Origin of the sequence: Legionella quinlivanii (assembly GCF_900461555.1) — a bacterium.
Lineage (GTDB): Bacteria > Pseudomonadota > Gammaproteobacteria > Legionellales > Legionellaceae > Legionella_C > Legionella_C quinlivanii.
Map to the genome: position 1 here is coordinate 36923 of NZ_UGOX01000001.1, position 16942 is coordinate 53864.

Here is a 16942-nt window from a genome sequence, read left to right on the forward strand (position 1 = left end):
GTACAAGGCATTGGCTTCGTTGTAATCAGGTAGTCATCCGTTTTAAAATATTTCAATTTGCACACTAAGGGAAGGTACATGAGCGAAACGAACCTGGAACCTCTGCGCTTACTAAGTATCGTAGTTCCAGTTTATGGCTGCGAAGCCTGCATTGCCGTGCTCTGTGATAGAGTTGACCGGGTCTTGAAACAACGCAATCAGAGCTATGAAATGATTCTTGTGGATGATCGAAGTACCGAACGTTCCTGGGAAATTCTGATGGAGCTTTGTAACTGCTATCCAAATATCAAAGCAATTAAATTGAGCCGTAATTTCGGCCAGCACTTGGCAATTACTGCCGGATTTGCCCAATCAAAGGGTGACTATGTGATTGTGATGGACTGCGATTTACAAGATCCTCCAGAAGTCATTCCTCAATTAATTGATGAGGCCATGAAAGGCTACGATATTGTCTTTGCAAAGCGTATCTCTCGAACCCATTCCTGGTTCCGCCAATGGGCATCCAAGTACTATTTCAAGCTGTTAAACCGGCTTACGGAAAAGAATGTCGATGGTGCTGACGGCTCTTTTTCCATCGTATCACGTAAGGTTGTCGAGAGTTTTTTGCGATTTGGGGAAAGAGAAAGGCATTATCTTTTTATTCTGCGCTGGTTGGGCTACAAGACAAGTAGTATAAATTATGAGCATGCGGACCGCTATGCGGGTAAAAGCAGTTACCCTTTAAAACTTCTAATCCGCCATGCTTTGGATGGTTTGTTTTTTCAGGCTACTGTGTTGCTCAAATGGATAATCAAAACGGGTTTGTTATTTGCTTTTTCTGGCGTTATCCTGGCAGCTTACTACATATGGCAATACCTTTTGTATGGAAGTCTGCATGGCTGGACGACTTTAGTCGTTTTGATTTTATTAAGTACCGGGACCATCCTGACAAGCCTTGGGGTTATAGGGCTGTATATTGGCAGAATTTTTGAACAGATAAAACAAAGGCCGCTTTTTATTATTGATACCATTTCTGGTGGAAGCCAAACACAGGATTAATTTAAACACATATGGATTTATTATGTATACCAAACAATTAAGTGATACACATTGGCTGAGCGACTGTAAAAAGCTGCTTGATACAGTAGGGTTTTGTATTGTGGAGAATATTCTTAGCCTTGCAGATTGTCAGGCAGGTACTCAAGCTCTGGACAAAATTTACCCTTTGATTACACAAGAAATCGGTCTGGAAAGACTAGAGGCAGCAGGAGAGGTTGGGATTTTAAGAGCCCCAATGAAATATTCGCCCTATTTTATGCGGCTTCTCGAAAACAAATTTATTCAGGCTTTAGTTGATGCCATGCTTTCTGACACCTCTATTTTGCATCTGCAAAACGGGTTTATTTTTCCTTCCCAGGAACGAGACAATGTCTTTGAGAATTTTCAATATACGTTCCATCCTGATTTTCCTCGCTATTTAAATGGTTACGTTGCCAGCCTGAATGCGTTAATTACCTTGACAGACATTCACTCTGAGGATGAGATTTTCTATGTAGTTCCTGGCACACACCAACAGGCGCAAAAATTTGATAATGATTTCTGCAAAAGAAATCAGATGTCAATTAGTGCCAAGGCAGGTTCCGTCCTATTTTTTGACTCAACGCTCTGGCACTGCGGGGGGGCAAATTACTCAGGTAAAAACTGGTATGGAATAAACCATCAGTATACTCGATCATACTTCAAACAACAGTTGGACTATGTGAGAGTGTTGGGTGAAAACCTGGTAATTGAACAACAGCCTCGTGTTCAGCAATTATTAGGCTATTATACCCGAGTGGTAACCTGTCTGGATGAGTATTATCAGCCCGAAGAGAAGCGGTTGTATCGCAAGGGACAAGGTTAATATAATATTTGGAGCTAAATATGAAATGGTGTAAGTTAGGGCAAATATACCTTCCCAGCTCCACCCATCCCAAGTTGATAACTCATGCTGCCAATCCTCTTGCTGTGCCGCTAGGGGGGGATTTATACAGAGTATTTTTCAGTGCCAGAGACGAGGCAAATCGATCGTCTGTGGGCTTTGTTGATATCGATTTAGAAAAACGTTCTGTTGTTTATATTCACCCCGAACCAGCCTTCTTACATGGTTCTGAGGACTCTTTTTACTCTCACGGAGTGAGCATAGGCAATTATTTTTCCGTTGAGTCAAGATGTTATATATTATTTATGGGTTGGCAAAACAACCCAAACCAGCACTGGCGCGGAGACATAGGGCGATTAGAATTAAGTAAAGACAGCAAATTGTCTATCAACTCCGTAACCCCCTTGATGTCTAGCGACATAGAAGATCCTGTTAGTCTCTCCTATCCCTGGGTTATCAAAGAAGAACGGCTTTATAAAATGTGGTATGGCTCTACTATATGTTGGGAGGCTGGGAATAAAGAGATGTTGCATGTGATTAAATATGCCACTTCGCTGGACGGTAGCCACTGGGAAAAAAAAGGTCTTGCCATTCCATATGAGCTTGGGAAAGCCCAGGCTTTTTCGCGTCCAACAGTAATAAAAAATGATCGAGGCTATCATATGTGGTATAGCTTTCGTTCAGGCAGCGGTAGCCCTTACAGGATTGGATATGCTTCCAGCTGTGATGGAGAGCATTGGCTGAGGGATGAAAGTGATTCTGGTATAGACGTCTCTGATTCAGGCTGGGACAGTGAAATGATTTGCTATCCTTTTGTATTTAAGCATAAAAATAATTATTATATGCTTTATAATGGTAATGGTTATGGTAGAACAGGATTTGGTATGGCTGTCTGTGAAGAGCTGTAGGGACACATCAATTCGCAAATTTTGCGGTAAATCCTGGCAGATAGTTGGTGGACTTTAACAGTTTCCAGGTTTGAAATAGTCAATTACCTGCTCAATAATAAAATTAGCCTCAGACGGTTCTAAATTATACCATAGTGGCAATCGAACCAGTTTTTCGCTTTCATTAGTTGTAAAATCGTCTTCTCCATGAAAGTGTCCAAATTTTAAACCAGCCGGGCTTGAGTGTAGGGGAACGTAATGGAAAGCCGTCTGTACCCCCCGTCTTTTCATGAGCTCAATAAAATCGCACCTTGTTTCAAAGCTGGGCAGCTTAAGATAATACATATGTGCATTATGCTGGCATTTTTCAGGAATAAAGGGACGGGTAATTAATTCGTTCAACTCGTATGCTGCCAACGCGTCATGATAAATATTCCAGATACCTAGCCGTTGCTCATTGATAGCCTTGGCTTCCAGCAGTTGCGAATACAGGTAGGCGGCCTGAAGTTCACCTGGCAAAAAACTTGAACCCAGGTCACGCCAGGTATATTTATCTACCTGACCTTTTAAGAATTGGGTACGGTTGGTTCCTTTCTGGCGGATTACTTCTGCCCTTTCAATAAAGCGTTCGTCATTGATTAGCAGTGCTCCGCCTTCACCCCCCGAGGTATAGTTTTTGGTTTCGTGAAAGCTGTAACAGCCGAAATGCCCAATAGTTCCCAAGGGGCGTCCTTCATAGAAAGCCATGACTGCTTGCGCCGCATCCTCCACAACATAGAGCTGATATTTTTCTGCAAGTGCCATGATCACATTCATTTCACAGGCAACCCCTGCATAATGAACGGGGACGATCGCTTTGGTTTTATCTGTAATCGCGGCTTCTATCTTTGTTTCGTCAATATTCATAGTATCAGGACGGATATCGACAAAAACGATAGTCGCTCCTCTCAACACGAAGGCATTGGCAGTACTTACGAACGTATAGCTCGGCATAATCACTTCATCGCCAGGCTGAATATCAAGGAGTATTGCTGCCATTTCAAGCGCTGCGGTGCAGGAGGGGGTCAATAAGGCTTTTTTACAATGGAATTGTTGCTCAAACCACTGCTGACATAACTGCGTGTAATGTCCATCGCCACAAAGTTTAGTACTACGCATAGCTGCTAAAACATGATGATCTTCGGAAGTGGTGTAGGGCGGTTTATTAAATAGAATCATGTAGATCACCTTTATATGGTGTTTAGTTCAAGGCTGTCTGCGCTTTTTTGTTCTTCATAAAGTAATGACTGCAAATAGGCGCCATAACTGTTTTTATTCATACTATGAACAAGTGCAGAGAGTTCTTCAGTGCTTAACCAGCCATTATGATAGGCAATTTCTTCCAGACAAGCGATTTTAAGACCTTGCCGATTTTCAATTGCCTGTACAAACATACCTGCCTCAAGAAGGCTTTCATGCGTGCCAGCATCTAGCCATGCAAAGCCGCGGCCCAACAATTCAACATGCAGATTATTTCGCTCAAGATAGGCTTGGTTGACCCTTGTAATCTCGAGTTCACCTCGTTTGGAGGGTTTAGTCTGTTTGGCTATTTCGACCACCTCATTATCATAAAAATAAAGCCCGGTTACAGCATAATTGGATTTAGGATTTATTGGTTTTTCTTCAATAGAAAGCGCGCGCAGGTGCTCATCAAATTCAACCACACCGAAACGGTGGGGATCTTTTACACGGTAAGCAAAAATAGTTGCACCTGATGCACGTGACAATGCCTCTTGTAGTTTTGGAGTAAGACCCTGGCCGTAATAAATGTTATCTCCAAGAATCAAACAGACTTTTTCTTTGCCGATGAATTCTTCGCCTATAATAAAGGCCTGCGCTAAGCCTTCAGGTTTTGGCTGGACCTCGTAGCTTAGTTTGATGCCAAACTGCTCGCCATTACCCAGCAAATATTTAAAAGAAGCCTGCTCTTCGGGGGTGGTGATGATCAGAATGTCGCGAATACCTGCCAGCATGAGAACCGATAAGGGATAGTAAATCATCGGCTTATCGTAAATAGGAAGTAATTGCTTTGAAACGCCTTTGGTGATGGGATGGAGCCTGGTGCCAGCCCCACCTGAAAGAATGATGCCTTTTGTATTGGTGGGCTGGGGTTTGAAGATAAACGGGTTCACTTGACGGCTCATACTAATGCATCCCCATGTTCACGATGATTGAATACCTGTAGTTTTGATAAAAGCTTACTGCTCCAGGAGCGGTTTTCAACATACCACTGAATGGTCTTGCGCAGTCCCGTCTCAAAGTTTTCCTGCGGAGTCCAGCCTAGTTCTTTTTGCATTTTACTCGCATCAATAGCATAACGTTGATCATGCCCCGGTCTATCTGTCACATAGGTAATGAGATCGGAATAATTGTTGATTCCTCTGGGCTTCACTGGCGCTATATCTTCAAGTTGTGCGCAGAGAGTTAATACCACCTCAATATTTCTTTTTTCATTATGTCCGCCTATGTTATAGGTTTCTCCGGCAATACCGGCCGTCAGTACGCGATAAAGTGCGCGCACATGATCATCAACATAAAGCCAGTCGCGGACCTGTTTGCCATCTCCATAAATTGGCAGAGGCTTGCCAGCCAGGGCGTTTGAAATCATTAAGGGAATCAGTTTTTCAGGAAATTGAAAGGGGCCGTAATTATTAGAGCAATTACTGATTAGTACGGGCAAACCATAGGTGCGATGCCAGGCGCGAACCAGATGATCGGAGCTTGCTTTACTGGCAGAATAAGGTGAATTGGGCGCATAACTGGTGGTTTCTGTGAAAAGCTCGTCATTATGCTCAAGCTCCCCATATACTTCGTCTGTTGATACATGATGAAAACGAAAGCTTTTTTGCCGGGATGCGGGTAATTGCTGCCAATACTCAAGCGCTCCCTGAAGTAAATTAAAAGTACCTACAATATTGGTATAAATAAAGCTGGCAGGGCCTTGAATTGAGCGATCGACATGCGTTTCAGCGGCCAGGTGCATAACGGCTTCAGGACGATGGGTTTTAAAAAGTTCTCTGATTTTTTGCGCAGAACAAATATCGACCTGCTCGAAGAGATAATTGGGACTTTCGCTGATGCTTCTGAGGGATTCGAGATTCCCTGCATAAGTCAGGCAGTCGACATTAATCACCTGGTGATCGGTATGGGTTATCAAATGACGAACCAGTGCTGAGCCAATAAATCCTGCACCTCCAGTTACGAGAATTTTCATACTTAATCCTGTTAAATCCAAAAATTCGGGGATTAACCCAACCGGGGTATTTTCCCTTCTTCTCAAGGAGAATACAACTCTTAACCCATAATTTCTGCCAGATTAAGGTCTGTATATATTTCATCTCATTTCCTTACAAATTGTGTCATTCCTGCTCAGGCAGGAATCCATCTCATCACCGGCACTTAGCCAAATCATGGATGGATTTCCGCCTGCGCGGAAATGACACAGCTGCCTAATTTTTATGAGGATGTCTCAGGCAATTGCCAACGAACCTAGAGGAGCTTACTTTTGAGCCGGTTTTCGCTTATTAGGCAAGCCAATAACCAGCTTGTTCAGATAATAGGTTAGAGGAACCATCGCTGCGATCACCAGCAATGGGGCGAGCTGCTGAGAAATGTTAAAATGTTCAACTAAAGTTCCTAGCAGGGCCGCCGAGATCAGATATTGCAGAACGTAAATCAAAGGATAGGTAAATAAACCTTTCCAGTGCAACTCCGCTTTAAAAACAATTACCGTATTAAACCAGTAGGCCAGCAATACGCCTAAAAAATAGCCGATGAAATAAGCCCACTGATAGTCGATAAGATGATTCAGGCTAAGATATATGAGATAAGTAAAGCTGGTTGTAAGCCCGCCGCCCAGCCCGAAAAGCAGCCACCGTTTAATCATTATTCACTCTGAATTTGCAATGACGCAGGGAAGGTTAATATTTAAAATGATTTATCAAGTGTACCATAATGCGTCAGAAAATGGGGATTTATCCACAGTCAGCGCTCCATTCGCTTTGCCAGTCGTTTGCCAAAGCCGTTAGTTGGCAATTCAACCCAGCGATGCAGGAGCAACGCCAGTGAAATAGCGATAATTCCAGCTAGCAGAATGGCGAGTATGGCCGGAAATTTTTTTACATAAGTCAGCCAGTAAATCAACACATAACTAGGCAATAAATGAACCACGTAAAGAGGATAGCTTATGTTGCCAAGCCAGATAAACAGGGGTGCGGCTGAAATCTGTTCTCTGAAGCGATACGCGACTGCGAAAATAATCAATGCCAGGCCATAATTAAAAGTCCCAGGATACCATTGTGACTGATAATCGCTTCGCGACCAAAGCAACATGAACAGCAGGAAAAAGGCAATGACTAGTGTCGTCATTTGCCGGGTCGACAGGAAATTGCGGCAATGCCAGTTAAAACAGGTGCCTATTAGCATATACACAATGTAGACCGCCGAGTTTCCGCAGGCATGAGCTAATCCATACCAGGAAATGCTAAGCGTCCACTGATTAACCCGATTATCCATGCCTAACTGCGTTTCAGAAAGAATTAAGCCGATAAGGCCTGTGCAGACTACCAAAGCGATAAGGTCCATTTTTTTTCCCGAGGTCAGCAACCCTGAGAAAAGCGCGCAAAGAAGATAGAATTTAATTTCAATTTGTAATGTCCAGCTGATTGCATCGAGACTTGGAACCCAAAACAAATCCCGGGTAAGGCTGAGCTGGGCCAGAATATCAAATGTTCCTATCCATAGTTTTCCACGGTGAAATAATAGAAGGGCTACTAATGCGAAAAAGAAAGCGGCCCAATAAGTGGGATAAATTCTAAAGAAACGCGTTATCAAAAACTGGGTCTTTGAATATTTGGCCAGTGAAAAGGGTATGACAAAACCGCTGATTAGAAAAAACAAAGAGACGCCAAAATGGCTGTACCTGAACCAGCCCGTATCATTGATAATAGACACCAGTTCTGGCGGGTAGGGTGCCGCTTCACAGACTCGAAGACCCAATAACTGGCAGACTGCCAGGTGATTTAACCAGAAATGACCCAGCAGATGCGCTCCTAAAAAAACGATGGCAGAGGCCAATCCTCTGAGGAGATGAGCAAACAGATAATGGTGTTCTGGTAAGGGATGCTGCGGTTTGTCAGTGCTGGAGGTCATATCTCAACCTGAAAACCAATGAAGATCGGCTTTAATATTGATTAATATGCCATTTTTAGGGATCTGTGAGAAGCTGTCAAGTGAGGGTAATGAGGTATTCCCATAAACTTTTCATTCAAATTATGCGCAAGTCGTGCCATTCCCGCGCAGGCGGGAATCTATTTCATCATAGGCACTGTGCCAAATCATCGATGGTTTTCCGCCTGCGCGGAAATGACAGAAATCGAAGCTGTCTTTCAGACTTGGCAGGCTTAACCAATTGCCTCGTTCAAAGAATCCCGTGTTTGCTCACCGTAAAGTATCTTAACCAGTTTACCCTGAGGATTAAGAACGAAGGTGGCAGGCACCGCGCGAGGCTGCTCAAAATTCAATGAATGACCCGGATCAACTGCCAGGCAGGGGTAAGTGATTCCGTGTTGTTTAATCAGTCTCCGTTGCTCACGCAATGGCAGCTCATCATAATTGACGGCAAAAAGAGCTATTTTTTCTTTATTATTCTTATAAAAACTGTTGAGTTCATGGATCTCATTCAGACAGGGCTGGCACCAGCTTGCCCAGTAATTAATTAACACCCATTTGCCTCTCAGGCTGCTCAGATCAATTTGTTTGCCTTCCGTATCAGTGAGAACAGTCGCCTGAGCCAGGGAAAAAACAGAAGTGAATAGCAATGCTATAATCAATTTTGCAACAGTCACAATGTCCTCCTCGAGGTTGAAACAGCCGCTAGTTTATCATAGGCTGACAAAAACAGAACAATGTTCAGGTATAATTAACCAACGGGGCAGTCACGCAGCAGGAGCTTCTTATGAGTCAACGTAAAGTGGCAAAGTTATTGACCGGTCATTTAGTTCGCGAAGGCGGCGGCGTCAAGCTTCAGCGTTATATTGGGATGGAACGCGATAATCCCTATGAGCCAATGCTCTTGTTCGATTTTTTTGATAGCGGCAATCCGCTGGATTACATCGCCGGATTTCCCTCCCATCCGCATCGCGGTTTTGAAACCATCACTTACCTGCTGGAGGGACGGATAGAACATCAGGACAACCATGGTCACAAAGGCGTGATTGGTCCTGGTGATGTGCAATGGATGACCGCAGGCCGAGGGATTATTCACTCAGAAATGCCTAAAGAGTCTTCACGACTGACAGGTCTACAACTATGGCTAAATTTACCTGCGGACAAAAAAATGATTCAGCCCGCTTATCAGGAGTTTACTGCAGAGCAATTAGCTTATGAAGCGTTGCCAAATGGGGGTGAGCTTAAACTAATTGCCGGTGAACGAGAGGCTGCCTCATCTCCAGTGAAGGGTATCGCGACTGATCCCTTGTTTTTTGATATAAAATTACCCCCGGAAAGCGAGTTTCTGCAGAAGGTAGCGGAAAGCCATCAATGTTTAGTATTTGTCTTGAAAGGAGAGTTGCTTATTGATTCGCAGCGAATAGCCAGTAAAGAAATGGCAATCCTTTCTTCCGGGGATGAAGTACACTTGGAAACGAGCACAGAGGCCTGTCATTGCATTTTGATTGCAGCGCGCAAACTCAATGAACCCATCGCTCGTCTCGGGCCTTTTGTCATGAATACACAAGAGGAAATATTTCAGGCAGTTGAAGATTTCAGAAATAACCAGTTTTAATCAGTACTGTGGGGCCATAAATTAAAGGAGAAGGAAATGGCGAAGGTTTTAGTGTTGTATTATTCAAGTTATGGGCATGTGGAAACGATGGCCGAGGAGGTTAGTAAGGGAGCAAAGGAAGTAGACGGCGTTGAAGTTACCCTCAAACGGGTTCCCGAAACCATGCCGGAAGACATTGCCAAAAAAGCAGGCGTCAAACTTAATCAGGAGGCGCCGGTTGCCAGTCCGCAGGAACTTGCCAATTATGACGCCATTATCTTTGGTACGCCAACGCGTTTCGGCAATATGGCGGCCCAAATGCGTAATTTTCTTGATCAGACCGGCGGTCTGTGGGTAAACGGCGGTCTCGTCGGTAAAATCGCTTCCGTGTTTGTATCAACTGGAACTGGAGGCGGTAATGAATCCACTATCATTTCATTCTGGAATACCCTTATTCATCACGGAATGATTATCGTCGGAGTGCCTTATTCCGAAAAAGGTTTAACCGATCTTAGCGAAATGCGCGGCAGTTCTCCCTATGGTGCTGGAACTATTGCTGGCTCGGACGGAAAGCGGACGCCTTCAGAAATTGAGCGGCAGATTGCCCGTTTCCAGGGTAAGCACGTCGCATCAATTGCCAAGCGTATGTTCGGTTAACCGGTTGCTACTAGAGCTCTTCATATCGCCATGAATTTAGAGGATGTCTATTTTCAGCACATACTGCGCCTGTCATTTCCGTGCAGCTTCGTTGCGTGGATAGAAGCAGGCAAACCAGGCTGTCGTCTTTGCGAGTGAAGTGAAGCAATCCAGATCAATCTTTGAGCAGGCCTATGGTCTGGATTGCTTCGCTGACGCTCGCAAAGACGAATTTTTGCATGAATATTTTCATTTGCGCAACAACGCCTTTCCGTGCAAGCAGAAATCCATTAATGAGCTGCCACAGTAGCAGTGATGAAATAGATTACCGCCTGCGCGGTAATGACACGGTTCTAAATAAGTCAATGACGGGTCCAGACTGCGAACTAATCAACCGTTAATAGACGAATCATGGCTGTCTCTTTTATCTGCCAATTCATCTTTTCCCCCTTTGTTGATACTGAGTCTTTTGCTCTTTTCTCTCTTTATACCAAAAAACATAGCCGCTTTGCGTAAAATGCCTTTTTTCTCATGAGGGGGTGAGTTTGGCGCTGCCAGATCGGTCTCCGCTGATGTCAGCGAATCTTGTTTTTGTGGGACCAATTTCGGAGGTAGCTGCAGATCCCTCGCCCTTTTAAAATTATTAATGGCCTCGTCAACAGAGATCCTGTCCTTGGGGTCTATAAATGTCATTGCCTTTAGAGTAGTAACAATAAGGTCTTTTACTTCAGGTTTCACATCAAGCCCATAAAACATATGGCTGTAATCGTTGGCTCTTGCCACGGGCAACACTCTACCTGCAGCTGCTTCATTATATAAAAAAGCAGAGTTTCTCCAAACCAGGGCGACCAGACGGCCAAGAGAGTAAAGATCGGCGCGATAATCGACTGTTTTATTTTGCACGGCTTCAGGACTGACATACATCGGAGAACCCACGTCGTCCGACATTTTTTCGCCAAAAAATCTCGCTAAACCAAAATCGATGGTTTTCACGTTTAAATCATCATCGATGATAACATTTTCAGGTTTCAAATCACGGTGAATAATCTGAGGATTAAATACCTGCTCCTTCCAGGCTTCCAGTAAGTTAATACTGATAGTGAAGCGTTCATGCATGGTCAGGGGTTTAACTGCTTTACTCCAGTCAAGGGCACGGTCATCATCAATAATATCGCCCAAACAGCGCCCCTCCATCAGACGCTCAACCATATAGACCTTTCCGTCATACATTACTGGTTGTTTAGGATGGGTATGGGGTGTTTTACTTGCAATAGTATATTCTCGTTTTAAGCCGGGGTACCCCTCGTAATTTGAGCGGGGTGTATAGGGATCGTGCTCAACTTGCTTGGCAAGGCGTCGTTCGCCCGGTTTTTTTTCCTTGAAGCTTAAATCCGTATTGCCATCAGTGAGCCGATAAGTGACTTTTACAGGAATTGCCTGACCGAAGGATCCTTTACCCAAAGGTTTTTCGGCTAATACCCCATAACGGTTATCCTCAAGTCGGTCCTGCTTGATGTGGGCGGGTGTTTTTTTACTTTTATAACGTATAATTTTCTCCCCCAGTACAACTGTTTCAATCTGGTCTTTATAATACACGTTGTCGTAATAGAGATTGCGAAGCCTGACATCATAGGATTTTGCAGTCCGCCATCCATAGCGCGGCATCCATCCTTCGGCATTACTGGTTTGTGCGAAAAGTGCAGCCAGGATCTTTCGTTCTTCTTCAGTGGGAGAAGAGGGGGTTTTGATGGTAATTGTCATCGAACATCCTTGTGTCATTTTTATTTTCTGTACCGTTATTATAGCAGCATGCATAAAAATAAGTCATAAAGATTCCTGATTGCCCCAATTGTTATTTGCTGTGCAAATTAATTGCTGTATAATTTCCCTTTTGCTTGTCGCATTTGCAGCTTCTTTTCGGTGAGTTTATGGCGATTACCCTGATTATATATGTCATCCTGATGTTGAGTACGGTCTGTGTGATCGCCATGTTCTATCAAATGAACCATCAGCAAAAAACGCGCCTGGCGATTGCTGATTATTTAAAGCTGGGCATCAGCGGTATAATTGCCTTTATTGCGGATACTTTAGGTGTCGGCAGTTTTGCCGTTAATGTCGCGCTGGCCAAGCTTCTGGGTACTTTCCCAGATGATGAATTGCCGGCGGTCAATAACGGCGCCCAGGTGATTCCGGGAACTATCGAGTCGCTTTTTTTCATGCAGCTGGTTGATGTAGATTTAACCACCATGCTGACGCTGGTTATTGGAACCTGTGTCGGTGGTTTGATTGGCGGAGCTATCGTTAGCAGGCTGAGCAAGCAGGCAATCCGTTTAACGATGATCTGTTGTTTTGCGGGGATTATTCTCCTGCTGCTTGCCCATCAGTTCCGATTAATGCCGGTGGGCGGTGATGTGGTTGAGCTGCAGGGAGCCAAACTGGTGATTGGTTTTCTGGCAATGGTTATCTGCGGTGCTCTGACTTCAGCAGGCATTGGATTGTTTGTAATGATCCAGGGTGTTCTGTTTCTGATGAATGTTTCACCGATTGTCGCCTTTCCTATCATGACCACCGCTGGAGCAATGCAACAACCGCTCACCACACTGGTTTTTTTGCAACAGGATAAAATACCCTTAAAGAAAACCATGATCTTAAGCCTTTCCGGCTGTCTGGGCGTTTTAATCACCTTGCCCCTGTTTGCGCATTTGACCGTGACCTGGCTGCACACACTGCTTCTGTTAATCATTATTTACAATTTGTATGCTATAAGCAGAACCTATCTTAAAGTTCGCCGCTCACCCCGTCAGAACATTGGGTTTTCCGGGCTGGTTGTTAGTGATTAAGTTTTTTATACTCTTGGATGTCTGATTTTCACAAGGATGGATTTATGAATTTAATCAAGAAGTTGCAAATAATATTTTGCGGGCTGCTGATCTCTGCTGTTTCGTATGGGTTTAGCCCAGTGTTCGACACGATGGTGATTTTTGGCGACAGTTTATCAGACAATGGTAATCTATATCGTTATTTTCTCCATTTTCTACCGGTTTCCCCTCCCTATCACGAAGGGCATTTTTCCAATGGGCCTTTATGGGCTGAATATGTGTATCAGAATTATTTTCCTTCTGATTATACCATCGGTTTTCAGAATTACGCGGTAGGGGGAGCCGGGGCGGTATTATCCTATAAAGAAAACCTGCCCTTTACTTTAACTGTGGAGCTGGATGATTATCTTTACTGGAATACCTACGGCCACAAAGAAACCAGCCTGTATTCCATATGGATTGGTGCTAATAATTATATCAATGGCCCTACCAACGTGGAGCCTCTGACTGACGGCGTTGTCGATGCGATAGGGAATGTGACAGAACGCCTGATTGGCCGGGGCGGCAATAAATTTCTGATCATTAATTTACCTGACTTGGCTAAACTGCCGCAATCGAAAAAGATGAGTGATCCCGCGCTATTGACGCGCCTGACTCTGGCCCACAATCAAAAGTTACAGCAGCGGGTTGAAACTTTGCGTAACCAATATCCCGATGTCCTGTTTTTATATTTTGATGCCTATACTTTTTTTAATGAGTCGAGCACTCATCCGGCGGATTATAATATAACGAATATTGAAGATCCCTGCTATATGGGCAGTTACAGCGGCTGGCTTACGGCACTTCTCCCTTCGCGGGCTGCTTTGCATGATTTTTTAAAACAACAGAATCACTCAATGACTGATGCGCAATGGTCCATTATTGAATCCAATCCGGTATTGCATGAGGCTGCCGAAACAGCCTATGTTTATTCGCGATTACCAGAGGCTGCCAAAGAAGAGCCGCTTTCCTGCGAAAGTTATTTATTCTGGGATCACGTGCATCCCACCACGGTTGTGCACCGCTTAATTGCGGAGCAAGTTAGTAAACTGATTGAGGAAGCCGGTCTTGAGCCAGGCTGGCCAGAATCAATCTCTCAAAAAGGTTAGTAATGGAAGAGATAAGCAAATCACAAAAAAAGCGTGATGCAGACGCTTTAAAGAAATTAGGGGTTAAATTGGTCGAGCTACCCGCTGCTACTCTGGATGAGCTCCCCCTGACTGAAACCTTGCGCCAGGCGATTGATGCAGCGAAAACGATCAAAAGCCATGGTGCAACCCGGCGTCAGGCGCAGTTGATTGGAAAGTTAATGCGAGGCGCTGATCATGAGGCCATCCTGGAGGCCTATGAATTATTGCAGGCTGAAAAAAGCGCGCAAACAGCCAGTTTTCATGAGGTGGAAGACTGGCGGGAGCGATTAATGAGTGAAGGAAATGAAGCGCTTACTGAATTTATCAATGATTATCAGCCGCAAGATGTGCAGCAATTACGTCAATTAATCAAAAAGGCAATTGATGAACGTAAAGCCAATCGATCCTTAGGTGCCTACAAGGCGCTTTTCCGCATGATCCGCGAGGCGGTTGAGGAACAGTAACTTTGGACAAAAAATAATTGCTCGCCTAGAATACGGGCTAACTATTTATATTGAAGAGAAGGCATGAATTATTCCCTGTTTGTCAGTTGTGCCAAGGGATTGGAGTATTTACTCGAGGCTGAGCTTAAAGTCTTGGGATTGCATGTAACACGCGTAAGCCCGCAAGGTGTTTATGGCGAGGCCGGTTTACAGGTTATTTACCAGATTTGCATCTGGTCGCGTCTGGCCAATCGGGTTCAATTGATATTGTTCAGCGGCCAGGCTCATAATGAACAAAGCCTGTATCAGCTTTGTAATCAGTTTCCCTGGCAAACGGTATTCAAAGCCGATAAAACACTGGCGATTGAGTTTCATGGCTCTTCAAGCCATATTCGTAACTCTATGTATGGCGCCCAGGTGGTTAAGGATGGTATTGTCGACCATTTCAGGAAGTTGCATGGACAGAGGCCGTCCATTGATCGCGAAAAACCGCAGATAAGATTGCATGCGCATTTGAAACTTGATGTGGTGACTGTAAGTCTGGATATGACCGGCTACAGCCTGCATCAGCGAGGCTACCGCCAGCAAGCGGGTGATGCGCCCCTCAAAGAAACTCTGGCAGCTGCCATGCTCCTTCGAGCCAAATGGCCGGAACTGGCAGAGAAGGGATATAGTTTCCAGGATCCTTTCTGTGGTTCAGGTACTTTGGTGATCGAAGCGGCTATGATGTCTGCCAATATTGCTCCTGGATTATTGCGCAATGATCAATCGCTTATTCATTGGGTTCAGCATCATGAATCGCTCTGGGAAAAGTTGCGAACTCTGGCACTGCAACAGGTCAGGCCCTCGCATTGCCGGATTAAAGGCAGTGATAGTAATGGCAAACTGATTCGAATGGCCCTCGCCAATGCAGAAAAGGCCGGTGTGGCTCGCCTGGTGGAGTTTGAGCAGCAAGCTCTACAGGATGCACGTCCGGTGGCGGCAAAAGGTTTGCTGCTGTGTAATCCGCCCTATGGTGAGAGAATGGGAGAGGCTACCCAACTGATTCCACTGTATCAGCAATTGGGAGCGATCTGCCATAAATACTTCCAGGGCTGGGAAGCTGCTTTTCTAACTACCAACCCCTTGCTGGCCAAAGCGGTAGGCCTTCGTTCCAGTAAGCAATATACCCTGTTCAATGGTCCTCTGGAATGCAAGCTCTACTGTCTGACCATAAGTGCTTGCAATCAGTTGAAGAATAATGATAGAGAGTCGCTTTCTTCCGGGGCACAAATGCTGGCAAACCGTCTGCAAAAGAATGCACAGCATCTACAGAAATGGGTGAAGAAAAACAACATCAGCTGCTATCGGGTTTACGACGCCGATTTACCGGAATATGCCTATGCAATTGATGTGTATAAGGATTACGCGGTACTTCAGGAATATGCTGCTCCCGCATCAATTGCTGCTCATAAAGCGGAAAAGCGAAGCCTGGAAGTCATGCAGGTTGTGCCCATAGCCTTGCATATTGATCCGGATAAGCTGGTTGTCAAAACCAGAAAGCAGCAAAAAGGAAGCGATCAGTACCAGAAAGTGAAGCAAACGCAGCATACTATGATTGTGGAGGAAGGCCGGGCCAGTCTTAAAGTGAATTTGTATGATTATCTGGATACCGGTTTATTTCTTGATCATCGTCCCTTGCGTCTGCGTTTTGCCGCACTGCCTTCAGGAACCCGGTTCTTAAATTGTTTCTGTTATACCGCCAGTGCCAGCGTTCATGCCGCTTTGGCAGGAGCCTTTACCACTAATGTCGATTTGTCGAACACCTATCTGAATTGGGCTGAAGAAAACTTTCGCTTGAATCATATTGACTTATCCCGCCATCAGTTTGTGCATTTTGATTGCCTGGAGTGGTTGAAAATAGCCAAAGATAAATATGATGTGATTTTTCTCGATCCTCCCAGTTTCTCCAACTCCAAACGTATGAAAACGACACTGGATATACAAAGGGATCAAATCCTTTTAGTGGAAGAAGCCATGCGCCTTCTAAATAAGCAAGGCGTGCTTTACTTCTCAACTAATCTGCGCCAGTTTAAACTGGCTCCAGAGATTAGCGAGCGCTATCTGGTGAAGGATATCAGCGCGGAAACCATTGATCTGGATTTCAAGCGTAACAAGCGGATTCATCAGTGCTTTATGATTAGTCATCGAAGCGAGTAAATCACAACGATCAGAGGGCAAAAATTAGGCATGATTTGCAGATTTTGACTACACTATAGTTATTACCAAGCTGTTTGAGTAATGATA

16 protein-coding genes are annotated in these 16942 nt (G+C 44.5%); 9 read left to right on the forward strand and 7 right to left on the reverse strand.

All coding sequences use genetic code 11. The annotated features are described in order from the left end of the window. Positions 1 to 78 precede the first annotated feature (78 nt). From DYH61_RS00150 to DYH61_RS00160, 3 genes are read left to right on the forward strand one after another with little or no spacing between them, the layout of a single operon-like run. Positions 79 to 1038, forward strand: a complete 960-nt coding sequence (locus DYH61_RS00150) for a glycosyltransferase family 2 protein (RefSeq protein ID WP_058506894.1) — start codon at positions 79 to 81, stop codon at positions 1036 to 1038. Positions 1039 to 1060: 22 nt separating this feature from the next. Next, positions 1061 to 1882, forward strand: a complete 822-nt coding sequence (locus DYH61_RS00155) for a phytanoyl-CoA dioxygenase family protein (RefSeq protein ID WP_058506893.1) — start codon at positions 1061 to 1063, stop codon at positions 1880 to 1882. Positions 1883 to 1902: 20 nt separating this feature from the next. Continuing rightward, positions 1903 to 2808 carry a glycoside hydrolase family protein gene (locus DYH61_RS00160; protein ID WP_058506892.1) on the forward strand — a complete coding sequence of 302 codons (906 nt, stop codon included), beginning with the start codon at positions 1903 to 1905 and terminating at the stop codon, positions 2806 to 2808. A gap of 54 nt (positions 2809 to 2862) precedes the next feature. Here DYH61_RS00160 and rffA read toward each other — a convergent pair whose 3' ends face one another. From rffA to DYH61_RS00190, 6 genes are all read right to left on the reverse strand, one after another. After that, positions 2863 to 4005: a dTDP-4-amino-4,6-dideoxygalactose transaminase gene (rffA, locus tag DYH61_RS00165; protein WP_058506891.1), complete on the reverse strand. Its 1143-nt coding sequence runs from the start codon at positions 4003 to 4005 to the stop codon at positions 2863 to 2865. 11 nt (positions 4006 to 4016) lie between these two features. Next, positions 4017 to 4970, reverse strand: a complete 954-nt coding sequence (gene rfbA, locus DYH61_RS00170) for a glucose-1-phosphate thymidylyltransferase RfbA (RefSeq protein WP_058506890.1) — start codon at positions 4968 to 4970, stop codon at positions 4017 to 4019. After that, positions 4967 to 6040, reverse strand: coding sequence for a dTDP-glucose 4,6-dehydratase (gene rfbB, locus DYH61_RS00175; protein WP_058506889.1), 1074 nt, complete (start codon positions 6038 to 6040; stop codon positions 4967 to 4969). The genes rfbA and rfbB overlap by 4 nt, the downstream gene beginning before the upstream one ends. A gap of 285 nt (positions 6041 to 6325) precedes the next feature. Then, on the reverse strand, positions 6326 to 6712 hold the full coding sequence (locus DYH61_RS00180) for a GtrA family protein (RefSeq protein ID WP_065236120.1): 387 nt from the start codon (positions 6710 to 6712) through the stop codon (positions 6326 to 6328). Positions 6713 to 6810: 98 nt separating this feature from the next. Then, a complete protein-coding gene (locus DYH61_RS00185; RefSeq protein ID WP_058506888.1) occupies positions 6811 to 7977 on the reverse strand; it encodes an acyltransferase family protein in 1167 nt (388 codons plus the stop codon). A gap of 251 nt (positions 7978 to 8228) precedes the next feature. After that, positions 8229 to 8672, reverse strand: a complete 444-nt coding sequence (locus DYH61_RS00190) for a TlpA disulfide reductase family protein (protein ID WP_233013825.1) — start codon at positions 8670 to 8672, stop codon at positions 8229 to 8231. Positions 8673 to 8782: 110 nt separating this feature from the next. Between DYH61_RS00190 and DYH61_RS00195 the strand changes: the two genes are divergently transcribed. Next, positions 8783 to 9610 (forward strand): pirin family protein, encoded by an 828-nt coding sequence (locus DYH61_RS00195; protein WP_058506886.1) that lies wholly within the window; start codon positions 8783 to 8785, stop codon positions 9608 to 9610. Between the two features lie 36 nt (positions 9611 to 9646). Then, a complete protein-coding gene (gene wrbA, locus DYH61_RS00200) occupies positions 9647 to 10246 on the forward strand; it encodes an NAD(P)H:quinone oxidoreductase (protein ID WP_058506885.1) in 600 nt (199 codons plus the stop codon). Positions 10247 to 10615: 369 nt separating this feature from the next. On the opposite strand, the gene DYH61_RS00205 is transcribed toward wrbA, so the two are convergent. Next, positions 10616 to 11986, reverse strand: coding sequence for a protein kinase domain-containing protein (locus DYH61_RS00205; RefSeq protein ID WP_058506884.1), 1371 nt, complete (start codon positions 11984 to 11986; stop codon positions 10616 to 10618). A 167-nt stretch (positions 11987 to 12153) separates the two neighbouring features. Here DYH61_RS00205 and DYH61_RS00210 point away from each other — a divergent pair, with 167 nt between their 5' ends. From DYH61_RS00210 to rlmKL, 4 genes are all read left to right on the forward strand, one after another. After that, the gene (locus DYH61_RS00210) at positions 12154 to 13065 is read left to right on the forward strand and encodes a TSUP family transporter (protein WP_058506883.1); all 912 of its coding nucleotides are present in this window, start codon (positions 12154 to 12156) and stop codon (positions 13063 to 13065) included. A gap of 44 nt (positions 13066 to 13109) precedes the next feature. Beyond that, positions 13110 to 14192, forward strand: coding sequence for an SGNH/GDSL hydrolase family protein (locus DYH61_RS00215; RefSeq protein WP_058506882.1), 1083 nt, complete (start codon positions 13110 to 13112; stop codon positions 14190 to 14192). Positions 14193 to 14194: 2 nt separating this feature from the next. Then, positions 14195 to 14677 carry a ribosome biogenesis factor YjgA gene (yjgA, locus tag DYH61_RS00220; protein WP_058506881.1) on the forward strand — a complete coding sequence of 161 codons (483 nt, stop codon included), beginning with the start codon at positions 14195 to 14197 and terminating at the stop codon, positions 14675 to 14677. A gap of 63 nt (positions 14678 to 14740) precedes the next feature. Further along, complete coding sequence (gene rlmKL, locus DYH61_RS00225) at positions 14741 to 16855, forward strand: bifunctional 23S rRNA (guanine(2069)-N(7))-methyltransferase RlmK/23S rRNA (guanine(2445)-N(2))-methyltransferase RlmL (RefSeq protein WP_058506880.1); 2115 nt, start codon at positions 14741 to 14743, stop codon at positions 16853 to 16855. The last annotated feature ends 87 nt before the right edge of the window (positions 16856 to 16942 follow it).